This is a genomic window from Kribbella sp. NPDC043289 (assembly GCF_056436705.1).
Genome location: NZ_JBWKCB010000007.1, coordinates 159,343 through 174,353, shown reverse-complemented (window position 1 = coordinate 174,353; position 15,011 = coordinate 159,343). Strand labels below are relative to the sequence as shown.

16 protein-coding genes are annotated in these 15,011 nt (G+C 69.4%); 11 read left to right on the top strand and 5 right to left on the bottom strand.

The annotated features are described in order from the left end of the window. The first annotated feature begins 12 nt into the window (after nucleotides 1-12). From AC0662_RS33950 to AC0662_RS33940, 3 genes are read left to right on the top strand one after another with little or no spacing between them, the layout of a single operon-like run. Nucleotides 13-918 carry a nucleoside hydrolase gene (locus AC0662_RS33950; protein ID WP_478305785.1) on the top strand — a complete coding sequence of 302 codons (906 nt, stop codon included), beginning with the start codon at nucleotides 13-15 and terminating at the stop codon, nucleotides 916-918. Beyond that, nucleotides 902-1,882, top strand: a complete 981-nt coding sequence (locus tag AC0662_RS33945) for a LacI family DNA-binding transcriptional regulator (protein WP_452201511.1) — start codon at nucleotides 902-904, stop codon at nucleotides 1,880-1,882. Before AC0662_RS33950 ends, AC0662_RS33945 begins: the two co-directional genes overlap by 17 nt. A 57-nt stretch (nucleotides 1,883-1,939) precedes the next feature. Next, nucleotides 1,940-2,977 (top strand): hypothetical protein, encoded by a 1,038-nt coding sequence (locus AC0662_RS33940; protein WP_452201509.1) that lies wholly within the window; start codon nucleotides 1,940-1,942, stop codon nucleotides 2,975-2,977. A 9-nt stretch (nucleotides 2,978-2,986) separates the two neighbouring features. On the opposite strand, the gene AC0662_RS33935 is transcribed toward AC0662_RS33940, so the two are convergent. Together AC0662_RS33935 and AC0662_RS33930 are read right to left on the bottom strand one after the other, a co-directional pair. Then, nucleotides 2,987-3,550, bottom strand: coding sequence for an HdeD family acid-resistance protein (locus AC0662_RS33935; RefSeq protein ID WP_478305782.1), 564 nt, complete (start codon nucleotides 3,548-3,550; stop codon nucleotides 2,987-2,989). A gap of 74 nt (nucleotides 3,551-3,624) precedes the next feature. Beyond that, nucleotides 3,625-4,344, bottom strand: coding sequence for an IclR family transcriptional regulator (locus AC0662_RS33930; RefSeq protein WP_134124286.1), 720 nt, complete (start codon nucleotides 4,342-4,344; stop codon nucleotides 3,625-3,627). Nucleotides 4,345-4,467: 123 nt separating this feature from the next. Between AC0662_RS33930 and leuC the strand changes: the two genes are divergently transcribed. The 4 genes from leuC to AC0662_RS33910 all read left to right on the top strand — a co-directional run bounded on the left by leuC (nucleotide 4,468) and on the right by AC0662_RS33910 (nucleotide 8,707). Continuing rightward, a complete protein-coding gene (gene leuC / locus AC0662_RS33925) occupies nucleotides 4,468-5,892 on the top strand; it encodes a 3-isopropylmalate dehydratase large subunit (RefSeq protein WP_452201505.1) in 1,425 nt (474 codons plus the stop codon). 14 nt (nucleotides 5,893-5,906) lie between these two features. Then, the gene (gene leuD, locus AC0662_RS33920) at nucleotides 5,907-6,506 is read left to right on the top strand and encodes a 3-isopropylmalate dehydratase small subunit (RefSeq protein ID WP_452201503.1); all 600 of its coding nucleotides are present in this window, start codon (nucleotides 5,907-5,909) and stop codon (nucleotides 6,504-6,506) included. Nucleotides 6,507-6,786: 280 nt separating this feature from the next. After that, nucleotides 6,787-7,968 (top strand): magnesium/cobalt transporter CorA, encoded by a 1,182-nt coding sequence (gene corA / locus AC0662_RS33915; RefSeq protein WP_478305779.1) that lies wholly within the window; start codon nucleotides 6,787-6,789, stop codon nucleotides 7,966-7,968. A 157-nt stretch (nucleotides 7,969-8,125) separates the two neighbouring features. Continuing rightward, nucleotides 8,126-8,707 (top strand): HU family DNA-binding protein, encoded by a 582-nt coding sequence (locus AC0662_RS33910; protein WP_452201499.1) that lies wholly within the window; start codon nucleotides 8,126-8,128, stop codon nucleotides 8,705-8,707. A gap of 126 nt (nucleotides 8,708-8,833) precedes the next feature. On the opposite strand, the gene AC0662_RS33905 is transcribed toward AC0662_RS33910, so the two are convergent. Beyond that, on the bottom strand, nucleotides 8,834-9,040 hold the full coding sequence (locus AC0662_RS33905; protein ID WP_452201498.1) for a hypothetical protein: 207 nt from the start codon (nucleotides 9,038-9,040) through the stop codon (nucleotides 8,834-8,836). 1 nt (nucleotide 9,041) lies between these two features. After that, a complete protein-coding gene (cofC, locus tag AC0662_RS33900; RefSeq protein ID WP_478305777.1) occupies nucleotides 9,042-9,713 on the bottom strand; it encodes a 2-phospho-L-lactate guanylyltransferase in 672 nt (223 codons plus the stop codon). A 16-nt stretch (nucleotides 9,714-9,729) separates the two neighbouring features. On the opposite strand from cofC, the gene AC0662_RS33895 reads away from it, so the two are divergent. From AC0662_RS33895 to AC0662_RS33885, 3 genes are read left to right on the top strand one after another with little or no spacing between them, the layout of a single operon-like run. Further along, complete coding sequence (locus AC0662_RS33895) at nucleotides 9,730-10,539, top strand: lysophospholipid acyltransferase family protein (RefSeq protein ID WP_452201494.1); 810 nt, start codon at nucleotides 9,730-9,732, stop codon at nucleotides 10,537-10,539. Beyond that, nucleotides 10,536-11,540, top strand: a complete 1,005-nt coding sequence (locus AC0662_RS33890; protein WP_478305774.1) for an NAD(P)H-dependent glycerol-3-phosphate dehydrogenase — start codon at nucleotides 10,536-10,538, stop codon at nucleotides 11,538-11,540. Before AC0662_RS33895 ends, AC0662_RS33890 begins: the two co-directional genes overlap by 4 nt. Continuing rightward, a complete protein-coding gene (locus tag AC0662_RS33885) occupies nucleotides 11,537-12,454 on the top strand; it encodes an aminoglycoside phosphotransferase family protein (RefSeq protein ID WP_478305772.1) in 918 nt (305 codons plus the stop codon). The genes AC0662_RS33890 and AC0662_RS33885 overlap by 4 nt, the downstream gene beginning before the upstream one ends. Nucleotides 12,455-12,484: 30 nt before the next feature. Here the strand turns inward: AC0662_RS33885 and AC0662_RS33880 are convergent, their stop codons facing one another. Beyond that, nucleotides 12,485-13,606: an ROK family transcriptional regulator gene (locus tag AC0662_RS33880; protein ID WP_478305770.1), complete on the bottom strand. Its 1,122-nt coding sequence runs from the start codon at nucleotides 13,604-13,606 to the stop codon at nucleotides 12,485-12,487. Nucleotides 13,607-13,725: 119 nt separating this feature from the next. Here AC0662_RS33880 and AC0662_RS33875 point away from each other — a divergent pair, with 119 nt between their 5' ends. Next, complete coding sequence (locus AC0662_RS33875; RefSeq protein ID WP_478305769.1) at nucleotides 13,726-14,907, top strand: RNA-guided endonuclease InsQ/TnpB family protein; 1,182 nt, start codon at nucleotides 13,726-13,728, stop codon at nucleotides 14,905-14,907. Nucleotides 14,908-15,011: the final 104 nt, after the last annotated feature.

Sequence of the window (15,011 nt, the reverse complement as noted above, 5' to 3'; positions counted from 1 at the left end):
TCCATGCCCGCTATGCGATCCATCATTCTGGACACCGACATCGGCTCCGACGTCGACGACGCGATGGCGCTCGCCCAGATCCTGGGCAGCCCCGAACTCGACCTGCTCGAGGTGCACACCGTGTACGGCGACACCCGGCTGCGCGCGCAGCTGGCCCGCCGGTACGGCGTCCTCGCCGGCCGCGAACTGGACGTCGTACCAGGGGTTGTGGAGCCGGTGTCGGGGCGTGAGGTCTGGTGGGCCGGCCACGAGGGCACGCTGCACGACGGCCTCGACCACGAGGCGATCAGCGCGGACAGTGCGCCCGAGCGGCTGGTCGCACGACTGCGAGCGCAACCTGGTGAGCTCGACGTCGCGGCGATCGGACCGCTGACCAACCTCGCTGCCGCGCTGGCGCTCGAACCCGAGGCGGCGCGCTGGATCCGGCATCTGTGGGTGATGGGCGGGTCGTTCGGCGATGAGGTGTCGGAGCACAACTTCAAGTCCGACGACGTCGCGGCGCAGGCCGTCCTGACCGCGGGCATCCCGACCACCATCACCGGTCTGGAGATCACGCGCCAAGTGACGATCGAGTCCGCGCGACTCGAGCGGATCCGGGGCGCGGGTGCCTTGGGCGCGGCGTTGGGCGCGGACATCGAGCAGTGGTGGGCGTTCTGGAGCGAGACGTGGAACGTGCCGCACGACCCGATCGCCGTACTGACGCTGAGCCGGCCGGAGCTGTTCACGTTCTCGGAGCCTGGCCGGATCACGATCGCTGTCGGTGGCGAGCGGGCCGGGCACAGCACGTTCACCGCGGATCCCGAGGGCACCGTGCGGATCGTCACCGGGGTCGACGCCGAGCAGGTGGCCGAGGAGATCACGGCGCGCATCGTGACGGCGGGCGGGGCGCACGGGGAGTCCGATGGCGACCGCGCGTGATGTCGCGGAGCGGGCCGGAACGTCCACCGCGGTCGTCAGCTACGTCTTCAACAACGGCCCACGGCCGGTGTCGGCGGAGACCCGTCGGCGCGTACTGGAGGCCGCGGCGGAGCTGGACTACCGGCCCAACATCCTCGCCCGTGCACTGAGCGCGGGACGCACGTACTCGCTCGGTCTGCTGATCCCGCAGATCCGCAACCCGTACTTCGCCACGCTCGCCGAGCACCTGGAGAGCTTCGCGCGGCAGCACGATCACCTGCTGCTGATCGGTGACTCGTCCGGCGATCCGGAACAGGAGTCGGCGCACATCGGATCGTTCATCGAGCGCAAGGTCGACGGTGTCGTGCTCGTCTCGTTGCTGGTCGAGCCCGCGATCCAGCGGTTCGCGGCGGCCGGCGTACCGGTCGTTGCTCTGCACCCCGTTCCCGAGGGGGTGACCGTGTCGACGCTGTCCATCGATTACGTCGCCGCCGCCGAGGCCGCGGCCGAGCACCTGCTGTCCCACGGCTACCGCACCCTCGGCATCGTCACGGGCCCCGAGGAATCACCGGGTACGGCGGAACACCGCAGCGGTATCGAGAACGCACTGAAGGCCCATCCACGCACGTCGGCCCGGTACGTCGCCGCGCCGGTGTCACGGTTCGCGGCAAGGGACGCCGTACGGGCGTGGTTCGGGGAGAGGCGGCCGCCGCGGGCGATCTACTGTTCGACGGACGAGCAGGCGTTCGGGGTGCTGTTCGCTGCCTGGGAGGCCGGGCTGCGGGTTCCGGAAGACGTTGCGGTGATGGGGTTCGACGGCACCAGCGAGTGCTTGGTGACGATCCCGCCGTTGGCCAGCGTTCGGCAGCCAATCGAGGACACCGCGCGGAGCGCCGTCGAGTTGCTGCTCGATCGCTCCGACCGGGTAGCGGCACGGCACGTCCTCGACTACGAGCTGGTTCCGAGCACGTCCTGCGGTTGTTAACCGCGTCGTCGGGTGGGCGAGTCTCGGCGTTTGCCGGGTGGCCGCACAATCCGGCCTGTGGCAGAGGAACCAGTCTCGAAGGCAGCGGCACGGTTCGTCGACGAGTGGGAGGCCGCGGTCCGGGAGCGCCTGCAGGAGAAGCCACCGGAGCGGTACGACCGCAGGGTGCTGCTCGGTCCGTACTTCTCGCCGGAGAAGCTGCGCAGCGGCGTCCTCGGCGTCGGGGTCAGCGGGGGCGAGGACAAAGGCGACGGACTCAGGCTCGACCGGCTTGGTCGCAGCACGACCTGGCGTAAGACGCGTAGCTGGCCGACCGGCGGCGAAGTGTCGAAGGTGCAGCAGCTCGGACTCGGCCTGACCCGTGAGCTCAGCGCCGGTGCGGGACGTGGTGCCGCGCGCCAGGTCCAGGACCGGCAGGGCCAGCAGCTGTCCGACGCCATCGGCTCAGCGGTCGGGCGGTTCCACTACCCGCATGTGGTCGACCAATTGGAGGCCGCGCAGACGATTTCCCCGGCCGTGGCACGGAGCCTTCGGAGTGGTAACGGCTGGGCGCAGGACACTCCGCGCGAGCGACTCGTCGGGGCGTTCGCCGGCATCGTCGATCCGGTGGAGCAGCGGGGCACCGGGGACGGCCGACTGCTTGACCGCGTGCACGCCTCCGAGCGGCTCGACAAGGCGATGGTGACGGCCGAGATCCTGGTCAACCGTTCGCCGGTGCTGCAGCAGGCGGACACCGCCGTACGGGCGGCGGCGACCGAACGGCTCACGTCCGTGATCGGCGATCAGCTGGCCGTCGCGATGAAGGAGCTGGACGAGTCGCGCGAGTCGCAGACGGTGCTCAAGCAGCGCGGCGACATCCTCGGCCGGCGGATCGGCGAGGACGTCCAGCGCGCGATCGGCCGGCTCGAGAACGAAGCCGCACCGGGTGCCGCCGCCGAGGCGACCCGCGAGGCGGACGTCACGGCGGCGGCGCGGCTGGCCGGTGACGGCGTCGCGGGAGCGGGTACGGCGGCGCGCGCCGAGGGCGGCCCCGGCGTCGACCCGGCAACGGCAGCCAAGGACCGCACCAGAGAAACCGGAACCGCCCTCGGATAGCGACAGACGTCAGGCGGGTGCCGGGGTGGCTTCGGCCGGGCCCGGCGTGATGCGTCGTACGGACAGGGCGACGCCGATCAGCACGACGCCCCAGACCAGGGCCGAGATCCCCAGCACCACGGCGAGGCTCACCGCGCCGGCGCCCGGCTTGGCGGCGAACAGCACGCCGATCAGCAACGACAACAGACCGTTCAGCACCAGCAGCCAGCGCGGCATCACCTGCCAGCTGCTGAAGGCGCCGGCGAGCTCGAAGATGCCCCGGATGATCAGCCAGATCCCGAGGATCCAGGTCAGCGTGGCCGCGGTCATCCCAGGGCTGGTGATCGCGAAGAAGGCCGCCAGCAACGCGATCACGCCGAGCGCCACCAGCCAGATCCGGCTCCCGCGGGACTCGGGCTGGAAGGCCTGGACGATCGAACCGATGCCGTCGGTGAGGGCCCAGAAGCCCCACAGCAGCGCCAGCGCGATCGCCGTGTGGATCGGCCAGGCGATCGCGAGAATGCCGAACACGATGCCGATCGCGCCGCGCACGAGCAGCATCTTCCATCCGAGAGTCAGCCAGTCACGCTCCATGTCGACCTCCTTGAGGGGTTAACCCTCATGGTGATCTCAGTTACGCCGTGTGACAACCACCCTGGCGCGCGCCGCTACTCCGAGGCGCGCCGCAGGGCCTCGGAAAGTCGCTCGGCGGCCGCCATCACGGCGGGCGCGTGCATCCGGCCGGGCTGCCGGGACAGCCGCTCGATCGGGCCGGAGACCGACACCGCCGCGATCACCTTGCCGCTGGGGGAGCGGACCGGCGCGGAGACGGACGCGACGCCCTGCTCACGCTCGCCGACCGAGTGCGCCCAGCCGCGCCGGCGGACGCCGGCCAGTGCGGCCGCGTTGAACGAGGAGTTGTGGAGGCCGCGGTGCATCCGCTCCGGGTCCTCCCAGGCAAGCAGTATCTGGGCAGCGGACCCGGCCGCCATGGTCAGCTGGCTGCCCACGGGGACGGTGTCGCGGAGGCCGGACGGGCGCTCGGCGGCGGCGACACACACGCGGTACTCACCCTGGCGGCGGAACAGTTGCGCGGATTCACCGGTGATGTCCCGCAGTCGCGCCAGCACCGGGCCGGCGGTCGCGAGCAGTCGGTCCTCACCGGCGGCCGAGGCCAACTCGCTGAGTCGCGGGCCCAGCACGAAGCGTCCCTGCATGTCACGACCGACCAGGCGGTGGTGCTCGAGGGCGACCGCCAGCCGGTGGGCCGTCGGACGGGCCAGGCCCGTCGCCGCCACCAGGCCGGCCAGGGTCGCCGGCCCGGACTCGAGGGCGGACAGTACGAGGGCTGCTTTGTCGAGAACACCGACTCCGCTAGAGTTGTCCATGAGACGATATTGCCGTCTCGAATCGTGGAACGCAAGTCGCTTCTACAGCCTAATTGAGAGCACTGTGAGCGATGACGCACCAGTGGCGGTGCGGATCCAGCAAACCCCGAAGGAGAAAGTCTGATGGGTAGGACGTTGTCGGAAAAGGTCTGGGACGCGCATGTCGTGCGCCAAGCCGAGGGAGAACCCGACCTTCTCTACATCGACCTCCATCTGGTCCACGAGGTGACCAGTCCACAGGCCTTCGACGGGCTGCGCCTGGCGGGCCGCACGGTCCGCCGTCCCGACCTGACGATCGCGACCGAGGACCACAACGTCCCGACGTTCGACGTGGACAAGCCGATCGCCGACCCGGTGTCGCGCACCCAGGTGGACACGCTGCGGAAGAACGCCGAGGAGTTCGGCATCCGGATCCACACCCTCGGCGACCCGGACCAGGGCGTCGTACACGTGATCGGCCCGCAGCTCGGCCTGACCCAGCCCGGCATGACCGTGGTGTGTGGTGACAGCCACACCTCGACCCACGGTGCGTTCGGGGCGATTGCCTTCGGCATCGGTACCAGCGAGGTCGAGCACGTGCTCGCCACCCAGACGCTGATGCAGGCCCGTCCGAAGACGATGGCGGTGACCGTCGACGGCGTACTGCCCGACGGTGTCACGGCCAAGGACCTGGTGCTGGCGCTGATCGCGAAGGTCGGCACCGGCGGCGGCCAGGGCTACATCGTCGAGTACCGCGGCGAGGCGATCCGGGCGCTCAGCATGGAAGCCCGGATGACGATCTGCAACATGTCGATCGAGTGGGGCGCCAAGGCCGGCATGATCGCGCCGGACGAGACCACGTTCACGTACCTGCAGGACAAGCCGCACGCCCCGCAGGGCGTCGACTGGGAAGCGGCCGTCGAGTACTGGAAGAGCCTCGCGACCGACGAGGACGCGACCTTCGACCGCGAGGTCGTCATCCGCGCCGAGGAGATCGCGCCGTTCGTCACCTGGGGCACCAACCCGGGTCAGGGCCTGCCGCTGTCGGCCAACGTGCCGTCGCCGGACGAGTTCGACAACGAGAACGACAAGGTCGCTGCCGAGCGCGCCCTGGAGTACATGGGCCTGACCGCCGGTACGCCGCTGCGCGAGATCCATGTGGACACGGTGTTCCTGGGCTCCTGCACCAACGGCCGGATCGAAGACCTGCGGGCCGCCGCCGGCGTGCTGGCCGGCCGGAAGGTTGCCGAGGGCACCCGGATGCTCGTCGTCCCGGGCTCCGGCCGGGTCCGGCTGCAGGCCGAGGCCGAGGGCCTGGACACGATCTTCAAGGACGCGGGCGCCGAGTGGCGCGGCGCGGGCTGCTCGATGTGCCTGGGGATGAACCCGGACACGCTGGCCCCGGGGGAGCGCAGCGCCTCCACCTCGAACCGGAACTTCGAAGGTCGCCAGGGCAAGGGCGGTCGCACCCACCTGGTGTCCCCGCTGGTCGCCGCCGCGACCGCTGTCACCGGGACCCTGGCCGCTCCGGCCGACCTGCCGCCCGTCGCCGTACCTGCGAACGTCTGAGGAGCAACGCAACCATGGAAGCCTTCACCCAGCACATCGGTACGGCGGCCCCGCTGCGCCGGAGCAACGTCGACACCGACCAGATCATCCCGGCCGTGTACCTGAAGCGGGTCACCCGGACCGGTTTCGAGGACGGCCTGTTCGCGGCCTGGCGCAACGATCCCGAGTTCGTGCTGAACCAGCCGCAGTACGGCGGCGTCTCGGTGCTCGTCGCGGGACCGGACTTCGGCACCGGATCGTCGCGTGAGCACGCGGTCTGGGCGCTGCTCGACTTCGGGTTCCGGGTAGTCGTGTCGTCGCGGTTCGGCGACATCTTCCGCGGCAACTCGGGCAAGGCCGGGCTGCTCGCGGCCCTGGTCACGCAGGACGTCGTGGAGCAGCTGTGGGCCGCGGTCGAGTCCGACCCGGGCACGAAGGTCACGGTCGACCTGGAAAACAAGACGATCTCGGCCGGTGACGTCTCGGCACCCTTCGAGATCGACGACTACACGCGCTACCGGCTGCTGAACGGTCTGGACGACGTCGGCATCACGCTGTCGCACGCGGACGAGATCGCTGCCTACGAAGCGACTCGGCCGTCCTTCAAGCCGGCAACCCTTCCGGCGAAGGCCTGAATCTCCGCCAGAAGCATGCACAGAGTGGTCGCCGCCGTAACGTTCGGAGGACCGGCGGCGATAACTCTGGTGTTACCCTGGCATCGTCCCCGAAGGACGTGTCAGTACAAGGCTTGCGAGACCAAGGAGGTGAGGCGCTGATGAACAGCGAGCCCTCCAGACATACCGGTCTCGCTCGGCCGCCGAGGAGCTGACCGCTCTCAGTTTTCTCCTCCAGTAGTTGCGGGTCGGGCAGACGTGCGCCCCTCTTTCACTTGTTGCCACCGCACCTGGAGGACACATGTCCGACCTGCGCCTTCGCACGATCCGTGCGTTCAGCCGCACCCCGTCACTGCGCGCCGCCGCCCGCAAGCACGCCGCCACCGCGGCCCCTGCACCGCTCGAGCCGGCCGAGAAGCCGTCGCGCGACCAGCAGTTGCCCAACGGGCACAGCGTCGTCGACAGCGCGATCTACTGTGGCGGGCGCCGGGTCTCGACGCCGAGTTCGCTGGCGGACACCTATTCCGCCTTGCACACGGCGATCGAGAGCCCGGCCGCACAGAGCCTGGCCTGGATCGGCCTGTACCGGCCGGACCGCCGCGAGCTCGCCTCGCTGGCGGAGGAGTTCGACCTGCACGAGCTGGCCATCGAGGACGCGAACGAGGCCCATCAGCGGCCGAAGCTGGAGCGCTACGGCGAGACCCTGTTCGTGGTCCTGAAGGCCGCGCGGTACCGGGACGCGACCGAGGAGGTCGAGTTCGGTGAGGTGCACGTCTTCGTCGGCCCGGACTTCGTGGTGACGGTCCGGCATGCCGAAGCGCCCAACCTGGCAGCGGTACGGCGCCGTGTCGAGCGCGACCCCGAACTCCTCAGCCGCGGTGCCGAAGCGGTGCTGTACGCGATCATGGACAAGGTCGTCGACGGGTACGCGCCGGTGGTCGCCGGTCTGGAGAACGACATCGACGAGATCGAGACCGAGGTGTTCCGCGGTGACCCGAAGGTGTCGCGGCGCATCTACGAACTGTCCCGTGAGGTGATCGAGTTCCAGCGCGCCACCCGGCCGCTGATCGGCATGCTCGAGCAGCTCCGCGGCGGCTTCCAGAAGTACGGCGTGGACGAGGAACTGCAACGTTCACTGCGGGACGTGGCCGACCACGTCACCGAGGTGGTGGAGAAGGTGGACGGCTTCCGCGAACTGCTCCGGGACATCCTGACGGTGAACGCGACCCTGGTGGCCCAGCAGCAGAACGAGGAGATGAAGAGCCTCGCGATCGCCAGCAGCGAGCAGAACGAAGAGGTGAAGCGGATCTCTGCCTGGGCGGCGATCCTGTTCGCCCCGACGCTGATCGGGACGGTCTACGGGATGAACTTCGACAAGATGCCGGAGCTGCACTGGCAGTACGGATACCCGTTCGCGATCGGCCTGATGGCCTTGGTGTGTGGAGGTCTGCACCAGATCTTCAAACGCCGCGGATGGCTCTGAAAAGGGCTCTCCAGGGCCGAAACGGGCGAAATTGTGGCCCGAATCGCCCAAAACAAGGCCGAATTGCCGCGTTGGTGTTTGTGAACGGCGTGTTGAGTCCATAACGTTCCTGTGAGATCGAGCGCTGTGCTCGACGCCTAGTTCACGGAGGGAAGCAGTGAACAAGAGCCAGTTGGTCGAAGCGCTCGCAGTGCACTTCGACGGAAACCGCCGCCAGGCCCAGCACGCGCTGGAATCGGTGATCGACACCGTAGAGCGCGAGCTGACCAAGAAGGGCGGCAAGGTCGCCATCACCGGTTTCGGTGCCTTCGAGGCCATCGAGCGTGGGGCGCGCATCGTGCGCAACCCGCGGACCGGTGAGACCAAGCGTGCCAAGAAGACCGTGGTTCCGAAGTTCCGCGCGGGTGCGGAGCTGAAGGCCGTTGTCTCCGGTGCCAAGAAGCTGCCGAAGCTGGTCGTCCCGAAGCCGGCCGCGACCGCCACCAAGGCGGCTGCCCCGGCGAAGAAGGCCGCGCCGGCCAAGGCCGCTGCCACCAAGACCGCCGCCGCGAAGAAGACGGTCGCCAAGAAGGCCCCGGCCAAGACGGTCGCCAAGAAGGCGCCGGCGAAGACCGTTGCCAAGAAGGCTCCGGCCAAGACCGTTGCCAAGAAGGCCCCGGCCAAGAAGGTTGTTGCGAAGAAGGCGCCGGCCAAGAAGGCCCCCGCCAAGAAGACCGCGGCGAAGCGTACCGCTCGCTGATCTTCACGCACTGCGGCACCAGCAGTCACCAGTAGTACAGCGAAGGCCGGTCACCCCACTCCAGGGGATGACCGGCCTTCGCCGTTGTCTGCCGCGACCGGTGACCGGGGTGCCGACGGCAACCGTCTACAACTGGGTGCCGAACTCGACCTTCGTGACGGTGGTCGCGGCGCCGGACCCGGCGGTCTCGATGCGCACTCGTTGGCCTACCCGCAGATGCCGCACCGGGGTGTCGGCGACCGCGTGCACGGTGAACGGGAGCACGATCCCGGTATCGGTCAGCACCGCGCCGGAGAACGTTTCGCTGTCGTAGGCGCTCACGGTTGCCTGCATGTCAGCAGGCTAGACCCTCGGTCCCGGTCGCGGCACCGAGAACCAGCGACATCACGTCCGCGGTCGCCGGTCCCACGCCGAGTTGGACGGCGTGCGCCAGATCCGCCGCGGTGTCGACATCACGACGTACCGACTCGATGCCGGTCAGCTCGATCGGGAGCGCGCCGGACGCCTGGTGGGCCAGGGCGGAACCCACGCCGAAGCGGGGATCCAGGGCCACACCGGGAGCCGCCGCGAGCAGCGTCGTACCGGTGCCGGGGAGATCGACGACGAAGGATCGCGGGGATGTGCAGGCCGCGAGTACCGCGGTCAGCTCGGCCGGGCGGAGTGCGGGAAGGTCCGCGGACAGGGCCGCGACACCGTGGCCCGGGAATTCGGCCGCGGCCACAGTCGCGCCATGCAGCAAGGCTTCGTTGAGTCCGGCGGCCGGGAGGTCCGGGACCACCCGGGCGCCCGCGGCGGTGACGTCCGCGGCGACCAGCGGGTCGTCGGTGACGACCAGGACGGCATGCACCAGGGGAGAGGCGAGCGCGGCCGCAGTAGTGTCGACGGCGAAGGCGCGGGCGAGTTCGGGACGGTGCTGAGGGTAGGCCGGGGCGAGCCGGCTCTTCGCAATCGCCGTACGCTTCACCGGGATCGCCAGGGTCCAGGGAGCGACCTGTAGGTCTGCCATCAGGCAGGATTCTCCCATGACGGATGGTCGGGACGAGCACCAGGAGGCAGTAGTGGACAGCCGGCGCAGTGACCCACGGCCGCCGCGCGGCTTCTGGTTCGGGCTGATCGTCGCGATCGTCAAGCCGTTCATGATCGTGTTCACCAAGTGCCGGTTCACCGGCCGGGAGAACATGCCCCGCTCCGGTGGTGTGGTGTTCGTGCCGAACCACATCTCGCACTTCGACCCGGTGGTGCTCGGGTATTACCTCTGGGAGTGCCGGCGGATCCCGCGGTACCTGGGGAAGGCCTCGCTGTTCAAGATCCCGGTGCTCGGCACGATCATCACCAGTGCCGGGCAGATCCCGGTGCACCGCGGCTCCACCCAGGCCGCGGACGCGTTCCGGGACGCGGTGGCGGCGGTCGAACGCGGTGAGTGTGTAGGCGTTTACCCGGAGGGCACGATCACCCGAGACCCCGGGATGTGGCCGATGACGGGGAAGACCGGCGCCGCCCGGATCGCGTTGATGACCGGCTGCCCGGTGATCCCGATCGCGAACTGGGGCGCCCAGGAGATCATCCAGTCCTACACCGGCAAGATCCGATTCCGGCTGCTGCCGCGTAAGACCCTGCAGGTGCGGGCCGGGGCACCGGTCGACCTGAGCGCGTTCGAGGGCAAGCCGCTGACCAACGAGCTGTTGCACGAGGCAACCGAGGTGATCATGGCCCGGGTCGCCGAGACCCTGGGTGAACTGCGCGGCGAGACCCCGCCCAAGGAGCTCTACGACCTCCGCAAGGCCCGCAAGGCCGAGCGTGCCGACGATGCCGATCGTGAGGAGCAGGCATGAGCAAGGTCGCCGTCTTCGGCGCCGGTTCCTGGGGTACGGCGTTCGCGGTGGTGCTCGCGAACGCGGGGAACCAGGTGTCCGTCTGGGGCCGGCGGGAATCGCTGTGTGCCTCGATCAACACCGAGCACGAGAACGCCGAGTACCTTCCGGGACTGCGGTTGCCGGACGCGATCACCGCGACCCACGATCCGGCCGCAGCCGCCGACGGCGCCGAAGCCATTGTGCTCGCGGTCCCATCGCAGTCGTTGCGCGAGAACCTGACCGACTGGGCCGGCGTACTGCCGAACGCCGTACCCCTGGTCAGCCTGATGAAAGGCGTCGAGCTCGGGACGACGAAGCGGATGAGTGAGGTGATCGCCGAGCTCACCGGCGCCGGCCCGGAGCGGATCGCGGTCGTCTCGGGTCCGAACCTGGCCCGGGAGATCGCGGAGGGACAACCGGCCGCGTCGGTCGTCGCGTGCGCGGACGAGGGCACCGCGGCGCGGTTGCAGAAGTTGTGCCACTCGCCGACGTTCCGCCCGTACACGAACAACGACGTGGTCGGCTGTGAGCTCGGCGGTGCCTGCAAGAACGTGATCGCGCTCGCCGTCGGGATGGCCGTCGGCCTCGGCTTCGGCGACAACGCCCGCGCCTCGGTCATCACCCGCGGCCTGGCCGAGATCGCCCGCCTGGGGACGGCGCTGGGCGCGGACGAGCACACGTTCGCGGGCCTGGCCGGTCTCGGGGACCTGGTCGCGACCTGCTCGTCACCGCTGTCGCGGAACCGGACCTTCGGCGAGAAGCTCGGTCAGGGCCTGACGGTCGCCGAGATCGCCGGCGGCACCCGGCAGGTCGCCGAGGGCGTGAAGTCGTGTGCGTCGGTCAGCGAGCTGGCGCACCACCACGACGTGGAGATGCCGATCGCCGAGCACGTCACCAAGGTGGTCGCAGGCGAGATGACACCGAGGGACATGCTGTTCAGCCTGGTCTCCCGCTCCGCGAAGTCGGAGCGGTGGGGATGATCCCGGCGAAGTTCGCCGAGTCCACCATCGCCCGCGAAGGCGATCGCGGCCGCGCGTGGCTGGACGAGCTGCCGTCGATCGCGGACACGGTGTTGAGCAGCTGGAACGTCGAGCCGACCGGCGACACGATGCACGGCGAGGTCGGCGTCGTCATCCCGGTCGAGGGCGACCGGGTGGTGAAGATCTCGTTCCCGCACCCGGGCAACGACTACGAGGCCGACGCCTTCGAGGCCTGGGGCGGGCGCGGCGCCGTACGACTCCACCAACGCGACGACGAGCGCTACGCCCTGCTGCTCGAGCGGGCGCACCCGGAACAGTTGATCGGCCTCCCTGACAACGACGCGATCCCGGCGGTAGCGGGGGAGCTGAGCAAGCGCCTGAGCATTGCCGCACCGGATCACTTGCCTCGGCTCTGCGCCCGCGCCGACGAGTGGTACGACGAGGTACGGTCGGGCGCGGCCGACTTTCCGGAGGCACTGCCGGCGCGGGTGGTGGATGCTGCGCTCAACGTGGTCGACGAGCTCGGTCGTGAGCAGCCGGAGCTCGTCGTGCACGGTGACTTCCATGCTCGCAACATCCTCCGCGCCGACCGCGAGCCCTGGCTGGCCGTCGACCCGAAGGGGTACGTCGGCGACCCGGCGTACGACGGCGCGACGCTGCTCCTGCCGCGCGTCCTCCCGTATCTCGATTCCCACCTGGACTCAGGCGACCTGGCGAAGCCGCTGCAACGCGAACTGGAGATCTTCGCCGAAGCGGCCGAGCTGCACCCCGTCCGCGTCCGTCGCTGGGCCCAGTTCCGCTGCGTCCAGGGCGCGTACCACGGTCGTCGCAACGGCTTCGGCCGAGCCCGCGGCGGCGCGTTCCTGGACCGCCTGGTCGCGGCAGCCGAGCAGATCGCCACCGCGTGGGCGTGACTCCAGCTCTGCACAGCGGTGGAGCTGCTGTCAGGTCGCCAGTGCCTGTTGCTGGACCAGGATGGCGGCGCCGCGGAGGGCGGCGTCCTGGCCGGCGCGGCTGGTTACGACCTGCAGGCCGGTGGTGGCCAAGGGCAACGATCGTGCGTAGACGGTCTCCCGGATGCCGGCCAGCAGACTGTCGCCGGCCTGGGACAGCGAACCGCCGAGCACGATCAGCGACGGGTTCAGCAGACTGACCGCGGCGGCCAGTACGGTGCCGATCTCGCGCCCGGCCTGTCGAACGGCCGCGGTGGCCTCGGTGTTGCCGGACCGCACCAGGTCGACGATGTCCTGGCTGGTCGAAGCTCCTTCGAGCCCGGCGGCCAGTGCTGTCGCCGAGGCGATCGCCTCCAGGCAGCCGGTGTTGCCGCAGCGGCAGAGTTCGGTGTGGCCGAGTATCTGGATGTGGCCGATGTCGCCGGCCGCGCCCTGGGCGCCGCGGTGCAGGCGGCCGCCGCTGATCATGCCCGCACCGATGCCGGTGGCAACTTTCACGAACAACAGGTCGTCGACGTCCGGGTACGCCGTCGCGTGCTCGCCGAGCGCCATGATGTTCACGTCGTTGTCGACCAGCACCGGGCCCGGGAGCTCGCGGCCGAGCCGGCCGACGACGTCGTACGAGTCCCAGCCGGGCATGATCGGCGGATGGTTCGGCCGTCCGGTGCTGTGCTCGACCGGACCGGGCAGCCCGACGCCGGTGCCGGCCAGGTCGGCGGGGGAGCGGCCGGCCTCCCGGAGCAGCGCGAGTCCGGCGCGCGCGACGGCGGCGAGCACGATCTCCGGTCCCTCGGCGATCTTCAGGGGTGTCGTCGAGCGGTGCAGGATCTCGCCGGTCAGGTCGGTGAGGGCGACCGAAAGGTGCGTCGCGCCGATGTCCGCGGCCAGTACGAGCCTCGCGGTCGGGTTGAACCGGAAGCGCGCGGGCGGCCGGCCCCCGGTCGACGCCGCTTCCCCGGACGGTACGACGAGCCCGGCGGCGAGCAACTCCTCGATCCGGCCGGTCACCGTGGACCGCGCCAGACCGCTGAGCTCGATCAGCTCGGCCCGAGTCCGCGGTTGCCCGTCGAGCAGCAGCCGCAGTACCTGGTCCGCCGTACCCAGATCGCTCATTGGACTCGCTGCGGGAAGGTCTCGCTGTCCCAGACCGCGCGGCGCCGCCGCCCTCGCCGGGCGCATTGCAAGAACTGTCGGTCGTGATTGCTTGGATCAGGTTCGTGTCCAGGTTCCGCATGTACCCGACTCCGGCACAGCAGGCTGCGTTGGTGGAGCAATGCCGCCATGCCCGGTACGTCTGGAACCTGGCGCTCGAGCAGTGGTCGATGTGGGCTCGAGGTCAACGCGCCGCACCCGGCTACCGCGAGCAGGCGCGACAACTGACCGAGGCCCGTTCTGCGTTCGATTGGCTGCGGGCAGGCTCGCAGACCGTGCAGCAACAGGCACTTCGTGATTTCGCGCTGGCCGTCAAGGGCTTCTACGCCGGCACACATCGGCGCCCGACCTGGCGCAAGGCGGGCCGCCACGAGGGTTTCCGTATCGTCGGTGGCCAGGCATCCCGTGTCGTGAAGCTGAACCGGAAGTGGGCCGCCGCACTCGTTCCCAAGGTCGGCTGGGTTCACTTCCGGCTGTCCCGAGCTGTCCCTGCAGCGAAATCTTATCGCGTGACACGCGACCGGGTGGGTCGCTGGCACATCGCCTTTGCAGCTGTTCCGGAGCCGATCCCGGCGCCAGGTACAGGCGAGGTAGTCGGCATAGACCGGGGTATCGCCATTTCGGCGGCGCTGTCCACAGGTGAACTCCTGTCGTGCCCCGGGCTGTCGCGGTGCGAGAAGCGCCGATTGCGGTTTCTGCAACGTCGTCTCGCCCGGAGCCGCCGAGGATCCAACCGGCGGCAGCGGACCAGGACAGCGATCGCCAAGTTGCATGCTCGAGTCGCGGATCGACGCAGGGACTGGGTCGAAAAGACCAGTACCGACATCGCACGACGGTTCGACGCCATCCGCGTCGAGGACCTGCGCATCGGTCAGATGGTCCACCGACCGGCGCCGAGGATGGATCCAGTGCGACCGGGTGCCTATTTGCCGAACCGTCGGCGCAGCAAGGCCGGCCTGAACCGAGGCATCCTGGCCAACGGTTGGGGTGCCTTGGTGAGTCGTCTTGAGTACAAGGCCGGCGGAAGGGTCGAGAGAGTCAATCCCGCTTACACGTCGCAGACCTGCAGTATCTGCCAGCACCGCGCATCGGAGAACCGCAAGAGTCAAGCGGTGTTCGAGTGCGTGGCCTGCGGACATCGGGCACACGCGGACGTCAACGCGGCAGTCAACATCGCGGCCGGACGGGCCGTCAGCGCACGCCAAGAGGTGCCCGCGAGGGTCTCGACGAAGCGTGAACCGCAACTTGCTACCTCCGGGTAGTGGTTCGAATCCCGACCTGCAAGGTGGGGAGGACGTCAACACCGGACTTTCGTCGTGCTGGTCGTGGACTTTTGCTTGACAGGGTTCAAAAGGGTCCCATAGCG